Here is a 14,750-nt window from a genome sequence, read left to right as displayed (position 1 = left end):
GCGACAGGGCCGGCGGCGGTGCCGGGTCGGTGGTGGCGGGGTGCCGTCCCACCCCGCCACCCGCTCCGGACGCTCAGCGCACCGTGACGACCACGATCGAGGACATGGTCGCCCCGAGGCTGTCGGTGACGGTCAGCCGAGCGGTGTAGGTGCCCTTGCGGGCGTACGTGTGACTGGCGGACGCGCCGTGCACGGTCGCGGCGTTGTCGCCGAAGTCCCACGCGTAGTCCGTGATGGTGCGCCCGGCCGCCGGTGCGGCGGTGCCGGTGAAGGCCACCTGCAGCGGCCCGGTGCCCGTGCTGGGTGTGGCCGAGGCCGACACCGTGGCGTCGGTCTGTTCGCGCACCCCGGCGCCGTTGAAGCGCAGCCAGTCCAGCGCCATCAGGTCGGGGGTACCGCCCGTCTGGTTCGGGTTGACGAAGACCAGATAGAGCGTGCACGTCCGGCCCGGATCGGTGAGCTCGACGGTGGGTGACACGAGGTTGTCCCAGCCGCCGGTGCCGCCGACGGTGGCCCGGCCCAGGAGTTCGCCGGTGGGGGAGTCGGCCCTGATTTCAATGTCGCCGCCGCTGCTGCCCGAGGCGACGCCGAAGGTGACCGAGTCGATGTCGCGCAGGTTGACCGGGCCGAAGTTGATCCATTCTCCGTGGTCGATGTCACCGATGCGCTTGCCGGCACTCGCGGTGGCCCGGTCGATCACCTGGACGCCGCTCTGGCCGTCGAAGTGCTCGGCCTCCTTGCGCTTGGTCTGCAGCTCCGCCCGTGTCGAGCCGACCAGCGCCGGTGCTCCGGCCGCCCCGCCGTCGGTGTACTGCGCGGTGAGCACGGTGTACAGGTTCTGGCCCGGGCCGTGCCCATCACCGCCGTTGCTCTCGGTGACCGCGACCCCGGTGCAGCCGATGTAGTTGTCCAGCGGGTGGGTGTGCGAGTCGTGGCCGAGCTGGGTCTGCACGACCACCTTCGAACAGTCGATGCTGTTCTCCTCCGGGTCGGTGACCGTCACCGTGTAGGGAATGCGGTCACCGAAGTCGAAGAAGGCCCCGTCGGGGACGCTGAGGGTCACCGTCGGCCGAGTGTTGCCGACTGTGATCTCCTGTACGGCGACGGCGGTCTGCCCGTTGGTGGCGGTGACCGTGAGGCGGGCGGTGAAGCGCCCCGGTGTGCTGTAGGTGTGGCTGGGGTTGGCGGCGGTGGAGTCGACGCTGCCGTTGCCGTCGAAGTCCCAGGCGTACTGGACCGCAGTGCCGTCCGGTCCGCTGGTGCCGGCGCTGGAGAAGGCGACGGTCAGCGGCGCGGATCCGCTGTCCTTGTCGGCGGTCAGCTTGGCCACCGGCGGTCGGCTGTTGGCGACGTAGTCGATGCGGTAGATGCCCGCGCCGTCGTTGCTGCCGCCCCGGCCGCTCCCGCTGCCCGCGCCGAAGTCGATGACGTAGAGCGAGCCGTCCGGCCCGAACTCCGCCTCGAACGGCTGGATCCACGACATGTTGCCGAAGATGCCGTTGATGGACTGCAGGTCACCGACGTTGGTGGGGTTGAAGCGGGGATCGTTGAAGGTCTGGGCGGTGGAGTGGATCGACAACGTCTTGAACCACTTGCGGGTCAGCTCGTAGACGATCCACTTGCCGTCGAAGTACTGGGGGAACTTGGTCAGCCGCTTGTTGGACGGGTCGTAGTCGTAGACGGGTCCGCCCATCGGGCCGCCGCCGCCCGTGCCGAGCTCGGGGAACTCCGGGGAGGCCGAGTAGGCGTACCAGACCAGCGCCGGCTTGGCCGCGGGGAGGCTGGTAAGGCCGGTGTTGTTGGGGGAGTCGTTGACCGGTGCGGCGCAGTCGAACTTCGGCCCGGGGGTGGAGGTGGCGAAGTCGTAGTCGTTGAACGGGGTGTTGTTGCCGATGCAGTAGGGCCAGCCGTAGTTGCCGGCGCTGGTGATCCGGTTGAACTCGACGGTCCCTTCCGGCCCGCGGTTCGGGTTGGCGGACCGGGCGTCGGGGCCGTAGTCGGCCACGAGCAGCGCGTTCGTCGTGGAGTCGACGGTGATCCGGAACGGGTTCCGCATGCCCATCGCGTAGATCTCGGGCTTGGTCTTGGCCGTGCCGGGGGCGAACAGGTTGCCCTCCGGGATGGCGTACCTGCCGTTGGACAGGGGCTTGATCCGCAGGATCTTGCCCCGCAGGTCGTTGGTGTTGCCGGCGGTGCCCTGCGCGTCGTACGCGCGGCGGCCGGCCCGCTCGTCGACGGGGGTGAAGCCGCTGGACTCGAACGGGTCGGTGTTGTCGCCGATGGCGGCGTACAGGTTGCCCTGCTTGTCCATGGTCAGCGAGCCGCCCATGTGCGAGTTGGCGCGCGCCTCACCGCGCCAGGTGGGGATCGTCAGCAGGCGCTTTTCCGAGTCGAGGCGGACGCTGTCGCCGTCGACGGTGAACCGGGACAGGTTCAGCTGTTTCTCCACCCGGTCGGACCAGAGCAGGTAGATCCAGCTGTTGTTCGTGCCGAAGTGCCGGTCCAGGGTCATGCCGAGCAGGCCGTCGGACTGGCTGGTCTGCTCCGGCGTGTAGGCGAAGTCCAGGAGGGTGGTGACGGCGAGGGTGTCCTGGTTGATGACCTTCAGCGCGCCGGTGCGCTCGATGTAGAAGACCCGCCGGTCGGGGGCCACCGCCAGCTCGAACGGGTCGGAGAGGTCCTGGTTGACCAGGGGGATCCGCTCGAAGTTGTCGGTCCTGGTGGCGCCGCAGTCACCGGGGGCGGTGCCCGCCGCCCACCTGATGCCGCCGAGGAGGTGCTGCAGGAAGGCCGGCTCCTGGAAGGAGGAGGAGCTGTGCCCGCCGGCGGTGAACCAGGACCGGCCGCCGTCGTAGTTCTGGCACCACGAGTACGGGTGGTCGACGCCCTCGTTCAGCCCGGATATGCCGTCGCGCACCTTGATCTGGGCGAGAGTGTGGACCTTGCCGGTGGGGTTGGTCCGCCAGTTGTACCACTCCTCGCTGCGCTCCCAGAGCTCCGGCAGGTTTTTCGTGGAGGGGTGGGCGTGGTCGAGGACCTTGATCCGGCCCGGGAAGGTGCCCCCGGTGCGGGAGAAGTCCGGGTGGGTGTCGAAGATGGCCCCGACCAGTCCCTCGTACCACGTCCAGTCCCGCTCGCTCGCCGAGGCGGCGTGCAGGCCGACCCAGCCGCCGCCGCCGCGGACGAACTTTTGCAGCGCGGCCCGCTGGTCGGCGTCGAGCAGGTCGCCGGAGGCAGGGGTGGAGTTGGTGTTGTTGAACACGAGGGCGTCGAACCGGGCGAGGTTGGCGTCGGTGAACGCGGCCGCGTCGGTGGTCGCCTCGACGGCGAAGCCGTGCTGGTCGCCGAGTTGCCGGATGGCGGCGACCCCGGCCGGGATGGAGTCGTGATAGAAGTTCGTGACCTTGGAGAAGACCAGTACCCGGAAATTGGCGGCGGTGGTGGATTCGGCGGCGGTCGCCGGCGTGCTCGACAGCACGAGGGTGACAGCCGCGAGTAGGGCGAAAAGTAGCGTGCGGTGGCGTCTCATACACGCGCTCCTGAATGGGGGACGGAGTAGGAAAGCGCTTTCCACGGTTCCTTGTACCCTACGAGATCCATTTCGCCGGGTCAATATTTAGACGACTCCATATTTCTGCGACGTCGTCTCGATGGCGATGAGGCTCGCCAGAAAGCCCATCCGCCACTGGCACCATCCGCGGTTGCTCACCCGGCATACGGCCGGTCAGTGCTCCGACCAGCACCGCCACCGCTGGCCGGCGGGCGCGGCCACACGGCGCGCAGGGCGGCGGATTCCCAGGGGGCGGCGGGCTGCCGATAGTGCCACGACAGTTTCAACCCGCGACATGACGGCGTAAAAGAAATACGCGAACGGCCCTGTCGTCCTGCCATTTCCACAGTAAATTGCTCCCTCTGTCGAGGGAGTTGGCCGCGCCGCATATGTGCTTTAAAAGGTCAACTCGTTGCCCACGACATGGTGGGCGGTGAACACCAGGGCCGGCAGTTGCGGCCGATTGGCAGAATGCCTGGTCCGCCCGCCGGCCCTGGTGTCCGTCAACACTCCTCTCCGGGGTTCCTCAGAACCGCACGTTGCGCAGGTAGCGGTAGCCGATCTCGGCCGTCCGCTGCGGCGTCACATCGGGGGTGTCGTTCTCGACGATGTACTCCTGCACCGAGTGCTCCCGGAAGATCCGGGCAAAGTCGATCATGCCGGTGCCCAGGTCGGCCATGTCGCCGTCGGACGCGTGCCGGTCCTTGACGTGGTATTGCAGGACACGCTGCGGCGCGGAGCGGATGACGTCCAGGGTGAAGCCCTCGGGGTCGGCCACGCCGTCGCCGGAGTTGATGCCGCCGGTGACGGCCCAGTAGATGTCGACCTCCAGGTGCACGAGCTTGGGATCGAGCTCCGCGGTCAGCACGTCCCAGGGGCGCTTGCCACCGCCGAGGTCGATCGTGAACTCGTGGGCGTGGTTGTGGTATCCGTAGCGCAGGCCGGCCCTGGCCGCCGCCGCGGCCTCGACGTTCATCTGCTCCGCCCAGCGCTTCCATTCGTCCGCGCGCTCGGAGTACAGGTAGGGCACCACCATGTACGACTGGCCGAGGGTGACCGCGTTCTGGATCTTCTGCTCCAGTTCGACGGCGTTACCGCTGATCCCGTCGTGGCTGGAGCTGGCCCGGATGCCGATGCCGTCCAGGAACTGACGCAGCTGGGCGGCGGTGCGCCCGAAGTAGCCGAGCGCCAGCTCCACCTTCGGGTAGCCGATCTTGGCGAGGTGGGTCAGGGTCGTGTCGTAACCCGGCGCACCCCACAACGCGTCGCGCACCGTCCACAGCTGAATGCTGATGAGGCCCGGCGGAACGTGCTGCCTCCCGGTGGTGCGGGTGGTCGCCGTCGCAGCCGTCGCACCGATCCCCGCCGACGCGAGCCCGACACCGGCCAGCGCCGCCAGTGAACCACGTAGCAGGCTTCGCCGGTCCATGACGGACCGCCGCAACGCAGCCTCCCCGTCGTATCCGTAACACATGGTGACTCCTTCTGGGTGGCTACTTCGTGGGAACCAGGACGACCTCGTCCGACCCGGTCAGGGCGGGCAGCCCGTTGCCGCCGGGATCGGTGTAGGACGCCACGAACACGGCGGTCAGGTTGTCCTTCTCCGGGTCGTGGCCGGACGGCACGGTCGTCTGGATCGAGCCGGTGCAGCCGTTGGCGGTGGTCTGCGGGTGGCCGTGCGAGTCGTGGCCGAGGACGTACGTGACGCTGACCCGGGCGCAGTCCACCGGCTGGTCGTCGGTCACCCGTACCTCGAACTGCACGGTGTCGCCGAACTTGAACGGCTGGCCCGCAACCGGCTTGACCAGCTCCACCACGGGCTCGGCGTTGCCGACCACGACGCGGACCGACGCGGCGGCCGACAGCCCTCCGGGGTCGCTCACCTTGACGGTGGCGTTGTAGAGACCGTTCGTCTGGTACGTGAACGTCGGGTTCGCCGCGCGCGAGTCGACCTTGCCGTCGTTGTCGAAGTCCCACGCGTACGACAGCCGGTCGCCGTCGTAGTCGGTCGTGCCCTCGCTGGAGAACGTGACGGTCAGCGGGGCGAGCCCGTTGGTGGGCGTGGCCGAGACCTGGGGCACCGGAGTGTGGTTGCCCTTCCAGCCGGTGTAGTCGATCCGGGCCAGCTGCGCGTCCGGGTTCTCGCTGAAGAAACCGTCGCCGTACTCGAGCACGTAGAGCGCGCCGTCCGGGCCGAACTCCAGGTCCATCGGGTTGTCGAAGATGAACGAGGGGAGCACCCGCTCAATACCGCTCAGGTCGCCGCCGGAGTTCAGGCGGAAGCCCTGCACGTAGTCCCGGGTCCACTCGTAGAACAGCGGAATGCCGTCGTAGTACGCCGGCCAGGCCACCGGGGCGCGTCCCCGCGTGGTCGGGTAGGAGAAGTGGTACGCCGGCCCGGCCATCGGCCCGATGCCGCCCGTGCCCAGCTCCGGGAACTGCGCAGAGGCGCCGTAGCCGTACCAGACGTCCGGCTGCTGCACCGGCGGCAGCTCGCGCAGGCCGGTGTTGTGCGGGGACTCGTTGATCGGCGCGGAGCAGTTGAACGGCTGCCCGGACCGGCCGGTGGCGAAGTCGTAGTCCACGTACGGCAGCTGTGCGGTGGCGCAGTAGGGCCAGCCGTAGTTCGCCGCCTTGCGGACGACCGCCCACTTGCCCTGCCCGGCCGGCCCGCGCTGCGGATCGGCCTCGCCCGCGTCCGGCGAGTAGTCGGCGACGTACAGCTCGTCGGCCTGTCGGTTGAACTCGATCCGGAACGGGTTACGCAGGCCCATCAGGTAGATCTCGGGCCGCGTCTTGGGCGTGCCCGCCGGGAAGAGGTTTCCGTCCGGGATGGTGTAACCCCCGCCGTCGCGTACCTTGATGCGCAGGATCTTGCCGCGCAGGTCGTTGGTGTTGGCCGAGCTGCGCTGCGCGTCGTACGCCGGGTTGCGGCCGGCACGCTCGTCGATGGGGGTGTAGCCGCCCGACTCGAACGGGTTGGTGTCGTCACCGGTGGACAGGTACAGGTTGCCCTTGGCGTCGAAGACGATGTCCCCGCCGACGTGGCAGCAGATGCCCCGGTCGACCGGTACGTCGAGGATCTGCTGCTCGGTGGACAGGTCCAGCTTGTCCTTGACCAACCGGAACCGGGAGAGCCGGATCGCTCCCTTGAACGGCTCGAAGTCGGCGGGGGTGCCCCACGCCGGCGCGTCGCCCTCGTTGACGTTCGGGGTCGACGGGTCGTCGACCGGGGTGTTCATCGGTGGGGAGTAGTACAGGTAGACCCAGTTGTTTCCGGCCTTGCCGAAGTTGGGATCGATCGCGACGTTCTGAAGGCCCTCTTCGTCGTGCCGGTAGACGTCCAGCGTCGCGGCCAGGGTGTTGCGGCCCGTGGCGGGGTCGTGCAGCCAGACCTCCCCCGGGCGGGTCACGTGCAGCACCCGGCTGTCGGGCAGCACGGCGAGGTCCATCGGCTCGCCCGGGTGGTCGTTGAGGGTCACCTTCTGGAAGCTCGACTCGGGGGGCGCGTCTGCCGTGGCCGGCTGGGCCATCGCGACGGTTGGTGTGGCGACGAGGGTGATGGTCGCCAGGCCCGCTACGGCGAGCGAGAGTCGTCTCTTCATCTGCCTCTCCTTTGCTGGGGACGGGTCGGGGCAGGTCGGGGACGTACTTTTTGTTCCTTCTGAGTGGGGCGATCCGGGCGGTGGGGACTGCTGAGCGGCGCGTGGGACGCCGACCGCGGCGCCGATCAGCGCTGTCCGCGGTGCGGCATGCGGTCAGTCACGCACAGGTCGCCGATGGCGGTTCACCTCGACGAACCACGTGGTCACGCGGCCGACGGTACAAAACTAATGTCTATATGTCCATAGCTTTCACCGCAGCGGCACCGACTTTCGTCGCGACCGGACGAAAGTTGATATGGTCGCTGAGATTGGGCGCGAGCCCGACCCCTTCGACTCCTCGGGGGTCGGTGTCGAGCGGCCAGCGGCGAGATGCGGCCGGCGCCTGATCAGCGGCGTCGCCAGTGGATCGGCAGGCGCTTCACACCGCGCTGGAAGTTCGAGCGCAGGTAAGCCGGTGGACCCGCGTACGTGATGCTGGCGGTGTTCGCGAGCAGGGCCTCGAACAGGGCGCGGAGCTGGCACCGGGCCAGGTGCGCGCCCAGGCAGAAGTGCGGTCCGTGGCCGAAGACCAGGTGCGGGTTCGGGTGGCGGGCGAGGTCGAGCCGGTCGGGATCGGCGAAAACGCGTTCGTCCCGGTTGGCCGACGCGAACGAGACCACCACCTTGTCCCCGGCCCGAACCGGTACGCCGGCGACAGCGGTGTCCGTCGTGGCGGTGCGCCGGAACACCATCACCGGCGTCCACCAGCGCAACAGCTCGTCGACGGCGGTGTCGAACAGATCCGGGTCCCGGCGTAGCCGCGCCATCTCGGCCGGATGCTCCAGCAGGGCGATCATCGCGCCGGGCAGGCCGTTGCGGATCGTCTCGTTGCCGGCCACGGCGAACAGCCAGAACATGTTCTCGAACTCGTCCACCGAGAGCCGGTCTTCCCCCTGCTGGGCCAGCAGGATGGACATGACGTCCGGTCCCGGGCTGCGGCGCTTCGACTCAGCCAGCAGGTGGGCGTACGCGTAGAGGTCGGCCATGCCGGCCCGGGTGCGCGGGTCCGGCATCCGGCCGTCGGCGTCCGGGGCCGGCCGGTGCCGCAGGGCCTCGCGGGCCGCGGCGGTGCCGGCCCGCGGATCGAACGCGGCTGACCCGGCATGGTCCGGATCCTGGAAGCCGATCACCCGGTTCGACCAGTCGTACAGCAGCCAGCGGTCGGGCTCCGGCATCCCGAGCACGTCCGCGAGCGTGAGCAGCGGCAGGTCGGCCGCGAGATCACGGGCGAAGTCGAAGGTCCCCTCGTCGGCGTCGCCCAACGTACGCTCGACGAGCGCCGCCGCGGTCGCGCGGATCGACGCCTCCAGCGCGCCGACCGCGCGCGGGGTGAACGAGCGGGCGACGGGCCGGCGCAGCCGGCCGTGCTCCGGCGGGTCCATGTTGAGCATCATCCGCCGCACGTAACCGAGATCCTCCGGGGTGGCCGGGTCGCGGATCTGGGTGGCGCCGAGCCAGGACGAGAAGAGCCGTGGCTGCTTGAGCACGTCTGTCACCTCGGCGTGCCGGAGCACCAGCCAGAAGCCCGGCCCGCCGGATAGCCCGAGCAGCGGCGGCTCCTCGACCCACGCCACCGGGCCGGCCGCCCGCAGCGTGGCGAGCAGGTGGTACGGGACGCCGTCGACGTAGGTGCGGGGGTCGACCAGGGGCGCCGGATCGACCGTCACTGCCCGAGAAACTCCTCGAGCACCGTGGTCAACCGGACCGGCGTCTCGTACATCGCGTAGTGCCCCACGTTGGCGAGCACCTCGAGCCGGGCGTTGGGATAGTGACGCATCCAGGTCTCGCGCATCGTGTCCGCGCCAAGCGCCGGGTCGTGCTCGCCCACCACGGCGAGCGCCGGTACCGGATTGCCCTTCACCTCGTCGGTGAAGTCGGTCCGCGCCCAAGCGGTGAGGTAGGCGCCGAACGCCGCCGGGGTGGAGTGATCGAGGGAGAACCGGACCATCCCGTCCAGCCAGCGGCCGGACAGCCGGTTGCCGGTGGTGAGGTCGATGATGGCGCGCCGGTTGTCTGGGTTGGCGGCCGCGCCGTCGAACAGCGCCCAGCCCTGCAGGTCGAAGGGCACCCCACCGGCCGGGACCGGGCTGATGCCGACGAGGCGTTCCACCCGGCCGGGGGCGTCGGCGAGCACCCGCTGGGCAGCAATGCCGCCCATGGAGTGCCCGACCACGGAGAAGGTGTCCCAGCCGAGGGAGTCGACGAGGTCCAGGGCGTCGCGGGAGATCTCGGCGATGGTGTGCTCGCCCGCGACCACCGTGCGCGTGCCGTACCCGCGGTAGTCCAGGAACGCCCAGGTGAAACGCTCGGCGTCGATCAACTCGGGCAGCCAGCCCCAACCCTGCGCCGACCCGAACCATCCGTGCAGCGCCAGCACCTTGTGCGGGCCGTGGCCGACGCTGACCGGACCGGCGTCGGAGTCACCGGCGCTGCTGTGGCTGATCGTCATGACGGCGACCCTTTCCGCTGTGTTGAGCACTGCGACGAACGACCGGACACCCGGCCTGGGTGAACGCTGGCGAGGTGACAGCGACCGTAGTCTGCGGGGGGACCGGACGGAAGTGCAGTCGCGATCGTGACAGACCGGCGCCGTGACCCGCCGCTGCTGAACCCGGCCTCCGCAATATCGACTGTCGGGTTGCCTACACCCGGCGAGGAGGGTAGGCAGGAATCCCACCTACGCCGATCGGGGAGAACACATGAGACCTCGAGCCCTCATCACCACGACCATCGCGCTGGGCGCGCTGGTGGCCGGGACCGCGGTTCCCGCCCAGGCGAAGCCGGCCGAGCCGCCCAAGGAGCCGGTGGCCGTCGGTTACGGGGGCGCGGTGTCCACCGTGGATGCCGCGGCCACGGCCGTCGGGCTGGACGTGCTGCGACGTGGTGGCAACGCGGTCGACGCGGCGGTCGCCGCCGCCGCGACCCTCGGCGTCACCGAGCCGTTTTCGGCCGGCATCGGTGGCGGTGGCTTCTTCGTCTACTACGACGCGAAGCGCGGGCGGGTGCACACCATCGACGGCCGCGAGGCGGCACCGGCGTCGATGAACGAGACCAGCTTCGTCAACCCGGCCACGGGGCAGCCGTACCGGTTCGACGAGGCCCGGATCAGCGGGCTGTCGGCCGGCGTTCCCGGCACGCTGCTGACCTGGCAGGACGCGTTGGACCGCTGGGGCAGCCGGTCGCTTTCGCAGATGCTCAAGCCCGCCGCGCGGGTTGCCGAGGACGGCTTCCCCGTCGACGAGACCTTCGCCAGCCAGGTCGCCGCGAATCAGGCCGCGTTCGGGCAGTTCAGCTCGACCAGTGCGCTGTACCTGCCCGGCGGCCAGCCGCCGGCGGTCGGCAGCACCTTCCGCAACCAGGACCTCGCCGAGACGTACCGTCTGATCGCCAAGCGGGGCACCGACGTGTTCTACCGGGGCGAGGTCGGCCGCGACGTGGTCGCCACCGTGCAGCACCCGCCGGTGGCGGCGCAGCCGGTCGGGTCGTGGCCGTATCCGATCCGGCCCGCCGGGATGACCGCCGCCGACCTCGCCGGCTACCGCACCCGTTTCCCCGAGCCCACCCGGTCGGACTACCGCGGCTTCGAGGTGTACGGCATGTCCACCCCGTCGAGCGGCGGCACCGCGGTGGGGGAGGCGCTCAACATCCTTGAGCAGTTCGACCTGCGGTCGATGACCGCGACGCAGGCCATGCACCACTACCTGGAGGCCAGCGCGCTGGCGTTCGCCGACCGTAACCGCTACGTCGGCGACCACACCGGGCAGAGCATGCTCCAGGAACTGCTCAGCGACGGGTTCGCCAAGGAACGCGCGTGCCAGATCGCTCCCTCGGCGGCGCTGCCCAAGCCGGTCGCACCCGGCGTCCCCGACGGTGCCTATGGCGGTTGCTCGGCGGCGGCGGTCGCCGACACCCGCGACGACCGTAAGAGCACCACCAACCTGACCGTGGCCGACCGGTGGGGCAACGTGGTGGAGTACACGCTGACCATCGAGGCGACCGGCGGCAACGGCATGGTGGTCCCCGGTCGGGGGTTCCTGCTCAACAACGAGCTGACCGACTTCAACTTCGCGCCGACCCAGGGCACCGCGCCCGACCCGAACCTGCCCGCACCGGGCAAGCGCCCCCGCAGCTCGATGTCGCCCACCATCGTGCTGGCCGACGGGCGGCCGTTCCTGGCTGTCGGCACACCCGGCGGCGCGACGATCATCACCACTGTCCTGCAGATGCTGGTCAACCGGATCGACCTGGGGATGACCTTGCCGGAGGCGCTGGCGGCGCCGCGGGCGTCGCAGCGCAACGGGGCCAGCACTCAGGCCGAGCCGGCGTTCATCGCCGCGTACGGCAACGGCTTGCCCCCGGGGCACGCCTTCTCTTCCACTGAGGAGATCGGCGCCGCGACTGGTATCGAGTTCCTGGCGGACGGCCGGCTGGTCGTCGCGGCCGAACCGGTACGCCGGGGCGGCGGCGCGGCTGCGGTGGTCGGCCGCTGGGCGGGCCACTGACGGTGTGAACGCCAGGACGGCTCAGGCAAACGCATGAGCCGTCCTGGCGTCGTCACTCGCGGGAACTCGCCTTAGAGCGACCGGCGATAGGTCAAGATCTGGATAGGTAGGCACCCGGGGCAGCAAAACAGGCACGGGTTCATCGATCATCAGAGTTCTCTACGCTCAGTGATCGACGGGAGTCCCGTGCCTGCCCNAGGTCAAGCCCCCGGCCAGCGGCAGCTTCCCGGTCACCGGCTCATCGCCCCGCCATCGATCCAAGAGAACCCACGATCACAACCGGCCCACCTCACCGGAATCTCCCCCGAACCAGCCCAAAAGCGTAGCGCCACGGTCCACACGATTAAGAGCGACCGGCGATAGGTCAAGATCTGGATAGGTAGGCACCCGGGGCAGCAAAACAGGCACGGGTTCATCGATCATCAGAGTTCTCTACGCTCAGTGATCGACGGGAGTCCCGTGCCTGCCCTGCCATCATCGTTGCTGGAGGCCGTCTGGGTCCAGTTCGACGCGCTGCGCGGCCAGCTACCTGAGTTCGACCCGACGCATCCGCTGGGCTGCCACCGGCGCCGGATCCCCGACCGGGTCGTGTTCGAGCACGTCATCGCCGCGCTGGTGCATGGCTCCGGCTACGAACGTGTCGCGTCCGGCCGGTGCTCGGATCGCACCATCCGCCGGCGTCTACGGCTGTGGGCCGAGGCCGGTCTGGGTGAGCGGCTGCATGAGCTGGCGTTGGACGCCTACGACCGCATGATCGGTCTGGAGTTGGCCGACGTCAGCGTCGACGGAGCGATCACGAAGGCACCGTGCGGGGGAGACCGTGCCGGTCGTTCCCCGGTCGACCGTGGCAAGGGCGGCATGAAACGCTCGACCGGTGTGGAGGGCCGCGGGATCCCGCTCGGGTTGACCGGCACGAGCGCCAACCGTCATGACTCGCCGCTGCTGCGTGACACCTTCGAAGCGTGCAGCGCGCAGCTGCGGCATCGCTGGCCCGAGGAGGTCACCGCGCATCTGGATCGCGCCTACGACAACGGCCCGACCCGCAACCTGCTCGACGAGCTGGGTTTCGACGCCGAGATCGCGCGTAAGGGCATCCCCGCCCCGGTCCAGGTCGGCAAGCGCTGGGTGGTCGAGCGAACGAACTCGTGGATGAACGGGTTCGGCAAGATCCGCCGCTGCACCGACCGCAACGCCAAAATCATCGACTTCTACCTGTACCTGGCCGCAGCATTCGTCACAGTCCGTCAACTCATCCGCCGCGCCCGCACGCTCTACCGCTGGGACACCCGACCCACCACCCGCAGGCTCAAGTGACACCTATCGCCGGTCGCTCTAACCTAGGATCACCGACGATTCCTAATCAAGTTGGTCAGCCTTAACGCCGGCAACGGCATCATCAAGGGCAAGTCCAAGCAGTTCGCCATCGACCACCCGCTGGACCCGCCGGACGCCACCGAGCGCCGCCAGCTCATCCAGCCGGCAGGTTCCGGGTCCGCACCGTCGACGGCTCGCCCGCCACGCACGCCTTCTGCTGGGAGGTGAAGGCGGTCCGCGCCGACCTGGAGCCGCTGGCCGTGGAGGTGCCCGCATAAGCCCACCGGCTGGTGCGGACTGGGCGGCGACGCGGGCGAGCGGCCCGGAGCCTGTGGGTGCGACGTGCGCACGGCGCGGTCTGCGGCGGCCGGTGCAGCAGGTCCGCCCCGGCGCCGCGCACTGCCGACGGGGCAGGCCGTGTCGGCGAGCGGCGCGGGCGGCCCGACCAAACCGGTGGGCCGCCCCGCCGATCGGGCCCGCGCACCACCGCCCGGCGGAGTCCGGGGCTCCCCCGATCCCCGGCCGCCGCCCCGCCGGTCGGCGGCCACGCTGCTCGATCGGCGCGGATCGGCCGCCGCTCGGGTCGCCGCGTCGCCGATAGCCGACTCATGCCTTGTCGCGTTGACCTGGGCTTTCGACAGTGGACACAGCCCTCGCCCGGCCAGCCCCGACGGTCCGCGGCGCAGCGGCGACCCGCCGGCGTGGACGCCGCCCGCGCCGGCCCTAACGGAAAGCGGAGGCACAGAAATGGACAGCGTCACGGTCGATCCGGAATACCAGGTGACCGTCTTCGAGGAGGACGACAACCCGGAGTCCCTGATCGGCAACGAGGTCGACTACGACCTGGCCATGGACGAGGAGCACTGACGTGAGCGCTCATCTGGCACCCACCCTGCGGGTGCTGCGCGAGGAGATCAACACCCGGTGGCCGCACCGCGACCGCAGCTCCGACGGCTGGATCGGCGACGCCGCCCACCAGGCGCGCAGCTCGGACCACAACCCGGACGGTGACGACCGCTCGGTCAACGCCATCGACGTGGACGTCGACGGCATCGACCCGCTGCTCGTGGTCCGCCACTGCATCACCCACCCGTCCTGCCAGTACGTGATCTACAACCGGGTGATCTGGAGCCGCGTCCGCAGCTTCGCCCCGGCGCGCTACACCGGCACCAATCCCCACAACAAACACCTGCACGTCAGCGTCAGCCACCAACGTGCGCTGGAGGACAGCCAGCGGCCGTGGGGCATCGCCACCGCGGCGGTGACCCGGCTCGGCGACCGGCTGCTGCGCGCCGGGTGCCGGGGCAGCGACGTACGGGAGTTGCAGACGCTGGCCAACCGGCTCAGCGCCCGACTCACGGTCGACGGGGCGTTCGGCGGCCGGACCACCGCCTGGGTCCGCAGCTTCCAGCGGGCCCGGTCGCTCACGGTGGACGGCCTCGTCGGTCCAGCCACCCTCGCCGCCCTGCGCAAGGCCACCGCGCCGCCCCCGCCGCAGCCCGGGCGCGCGCCCGGCTCCCGCACCGTGCGGCGGGGCAGCACCGGCGACGACGTCGCCTTCGTCAAGCGGTTCGTCGGCACCCGCCGCTGCGGCCCGCCGGGCGTCGACTTCGACGAGCGCACCGACGCGGGTGTCCGCTGGTACCAGCGGATGCGCGGGCTCACCGACGACGGCGTCGTCGGCCGGCTCACCTGGGCGCAGATGGGCGTCCGGGTCACCTACTGAACAGGGTCGGGAGT

Annotated in this window: 9 protein-coding genes; 4 read left to right on the top strand and 5 right to left on the bottom strand. The window is 70.0% G+C overall.

The genetic code is table 11. The annotated features are described in order from the left end of the window. Window positions 1–73: 73 nt before the first annotated feature. The 5 genes from A6A27_RS06135 to A6A27_RS06115 all read right to left on the bottom strand — a co-directional run bounded on the left by A6A27_RS06135 (window position 74) and on the right by A6A27_RS06115 (window position 9,643). Entirely contained in the window at window positions 74–3,529 is a 3,456-nt protein-coding gene (locus A6A27_RS06135) for a ThuA domain-containing protein (protein WP_073833551.1), read from the bottom strand. A 547-nt stretch (window positions 3,530–4,076) separates the two neighbouring features. Next, complete coding sequence (locus A6A27_RS06130; RefSeq protein WP_073833550.1) at window positions 4,077–5,024, bottom strand: sugar phosphate isomerase/epimerase family protein; 948 nt, start codon at window positions 5,022–5,024, stop codon at window positions 4,077–4,079. Window positions 5,025–5,043: 19 nt separating this feature from the next. Then, complete coding sequence (locus A6A27_RS06125) at window positions 5,044–7,155, bottom strand: PQQ-dependent sugar dehydrogenase (protein ID WP_073833549.1); 2,112 nt, start codon at window positions 7,153–7,155, stop codon at window positions 5,044–5,046. Between the two features lie 386 nt (window positions 7,156–7,541). Next, on the bottom strand, window positions 7,542–8,861 hold the full coding sequence (locus A6A27_RS06120) for a cytochrome P450 (protein WP_143193907.1): 1,320 nt from the start codon (window positions 8,859–8,861) through the stop codon (window positions 7,542–7,544). Next, entirely contained in the window at window positions 8,858–9,643 is a 786-nt protein-coding gene (locus tag A6A27_RS06115) for an alpha/beta fold hydrolase (RefSeq protein WP_073833548.1), read from the bottom strand. The genes A6A27_RS06120 and A6A27_RS06115 overlap by 4 nt, the downstream gene beginning before the upstream one ends. Window positions 9,644–9,893: 250 nt before the next feature. On the opposite strand from A6A27_RS06115, the gene ggt reads away from it, so the two are divergent. From ggt to A6A27_RS06100, 4 genes are all read left to right on the top strand, one after another. Then, entirely contained in the window at window positions 9,894–11,696 is a 1,803-nt protein-coding gene (ggt, locus tag A6A27_RS06110) for a gamma-glutamyltransferase (RefSeq protein ID WP_073833547.1), read from the top strand. 459 nt (window positions 11,697–12,155) lie between these two features. After that, window positions 12,156–13,010, top strand: coding sequence for an IS5 family transposase (locus A6A27_RS06105; protein ID WP_073833587.1), 855 nt, complete (start codon window positions 12,156–12,158; stop codon window positions 13,008–13,010). 51 nt (window positions 13,011–13,061) lie between these two features. Then, a complete protein-coding gene (locus A6A27_RS44150) occupies window positions 13,062–13,238 on the top strand; it encodes a hypothetical protein (protein WP_158073953.1) in 177 nt (58 codons plus the stop codon). Window positions 13,239–13,878: 640 nt separating this feature from the next. Continuing rightward, the gene (locus tag A6A27_RS06100) at window positions 13,879–14,736 is read left to right on the top strand and encodes a peptidoglycan-binding domain-containing protein (RefSeq protein ID WP_073833546.1); all 858 of its coding nucleotides are present in this window, start codon (window positions 13,879–13,881) and stop codon (window positions 14,734–14,736) included. Window positions 14,737–14,750 lie beyond the last annotated feature (14 nt).

The sequence above is a fragment of the Micromonospora sp. CB01531 genome, assembly GCF_001905095.1.
In the GTDB taxonomy this organism is placed as follows: domain Bacteria; phylum Actinomycetota; class Actinomycetes; order Mycobacteriales; family Micromonosporaceae; genus Micromonospora.
The sequence above is the reverse complement of the archived record's forward strand: the minus strand, read 5'-3'. Positions and strand labels throughout refer to the sequence as shown.

Coding starts and splice junctions, on each gene's coding strand:
- A6A27_RS06125 (WP_073833549.1), bottom strand. CDS start 7,155: ATGAAGAGACGACTCTCGCTCGCCGTAGCGGGCCTGGCGACCATCACC.
- ggt (WP_073833547.1), top strand. CDS start 9,894: ATGAGACCTCGAGCCCTCATCACCACGACCATCGCGCTGGGCGCGCTG.
- A6A27_RS06115 (WP_073833548.1), bottom strand. CDS start 9,643: ATGACGATCAGCCACAGCAGCGCCGGTGACTCCGACGCCGGTCCGGTC.
- A6A27_RS06135 (WP_073833551.1), bottom strand. CDS start 3,529: ATGAGACGCCACCGCACGCTACTTTTCGCCCTACTCGCGGCTGTCACC.
- A6A27_RS06130 (WP_073833550.1), bottom strand. CDS start 5,024: ATGTGTTACGGATACGACGGGGAGGCTGCGTTGCGGCGGTCCGTCATG.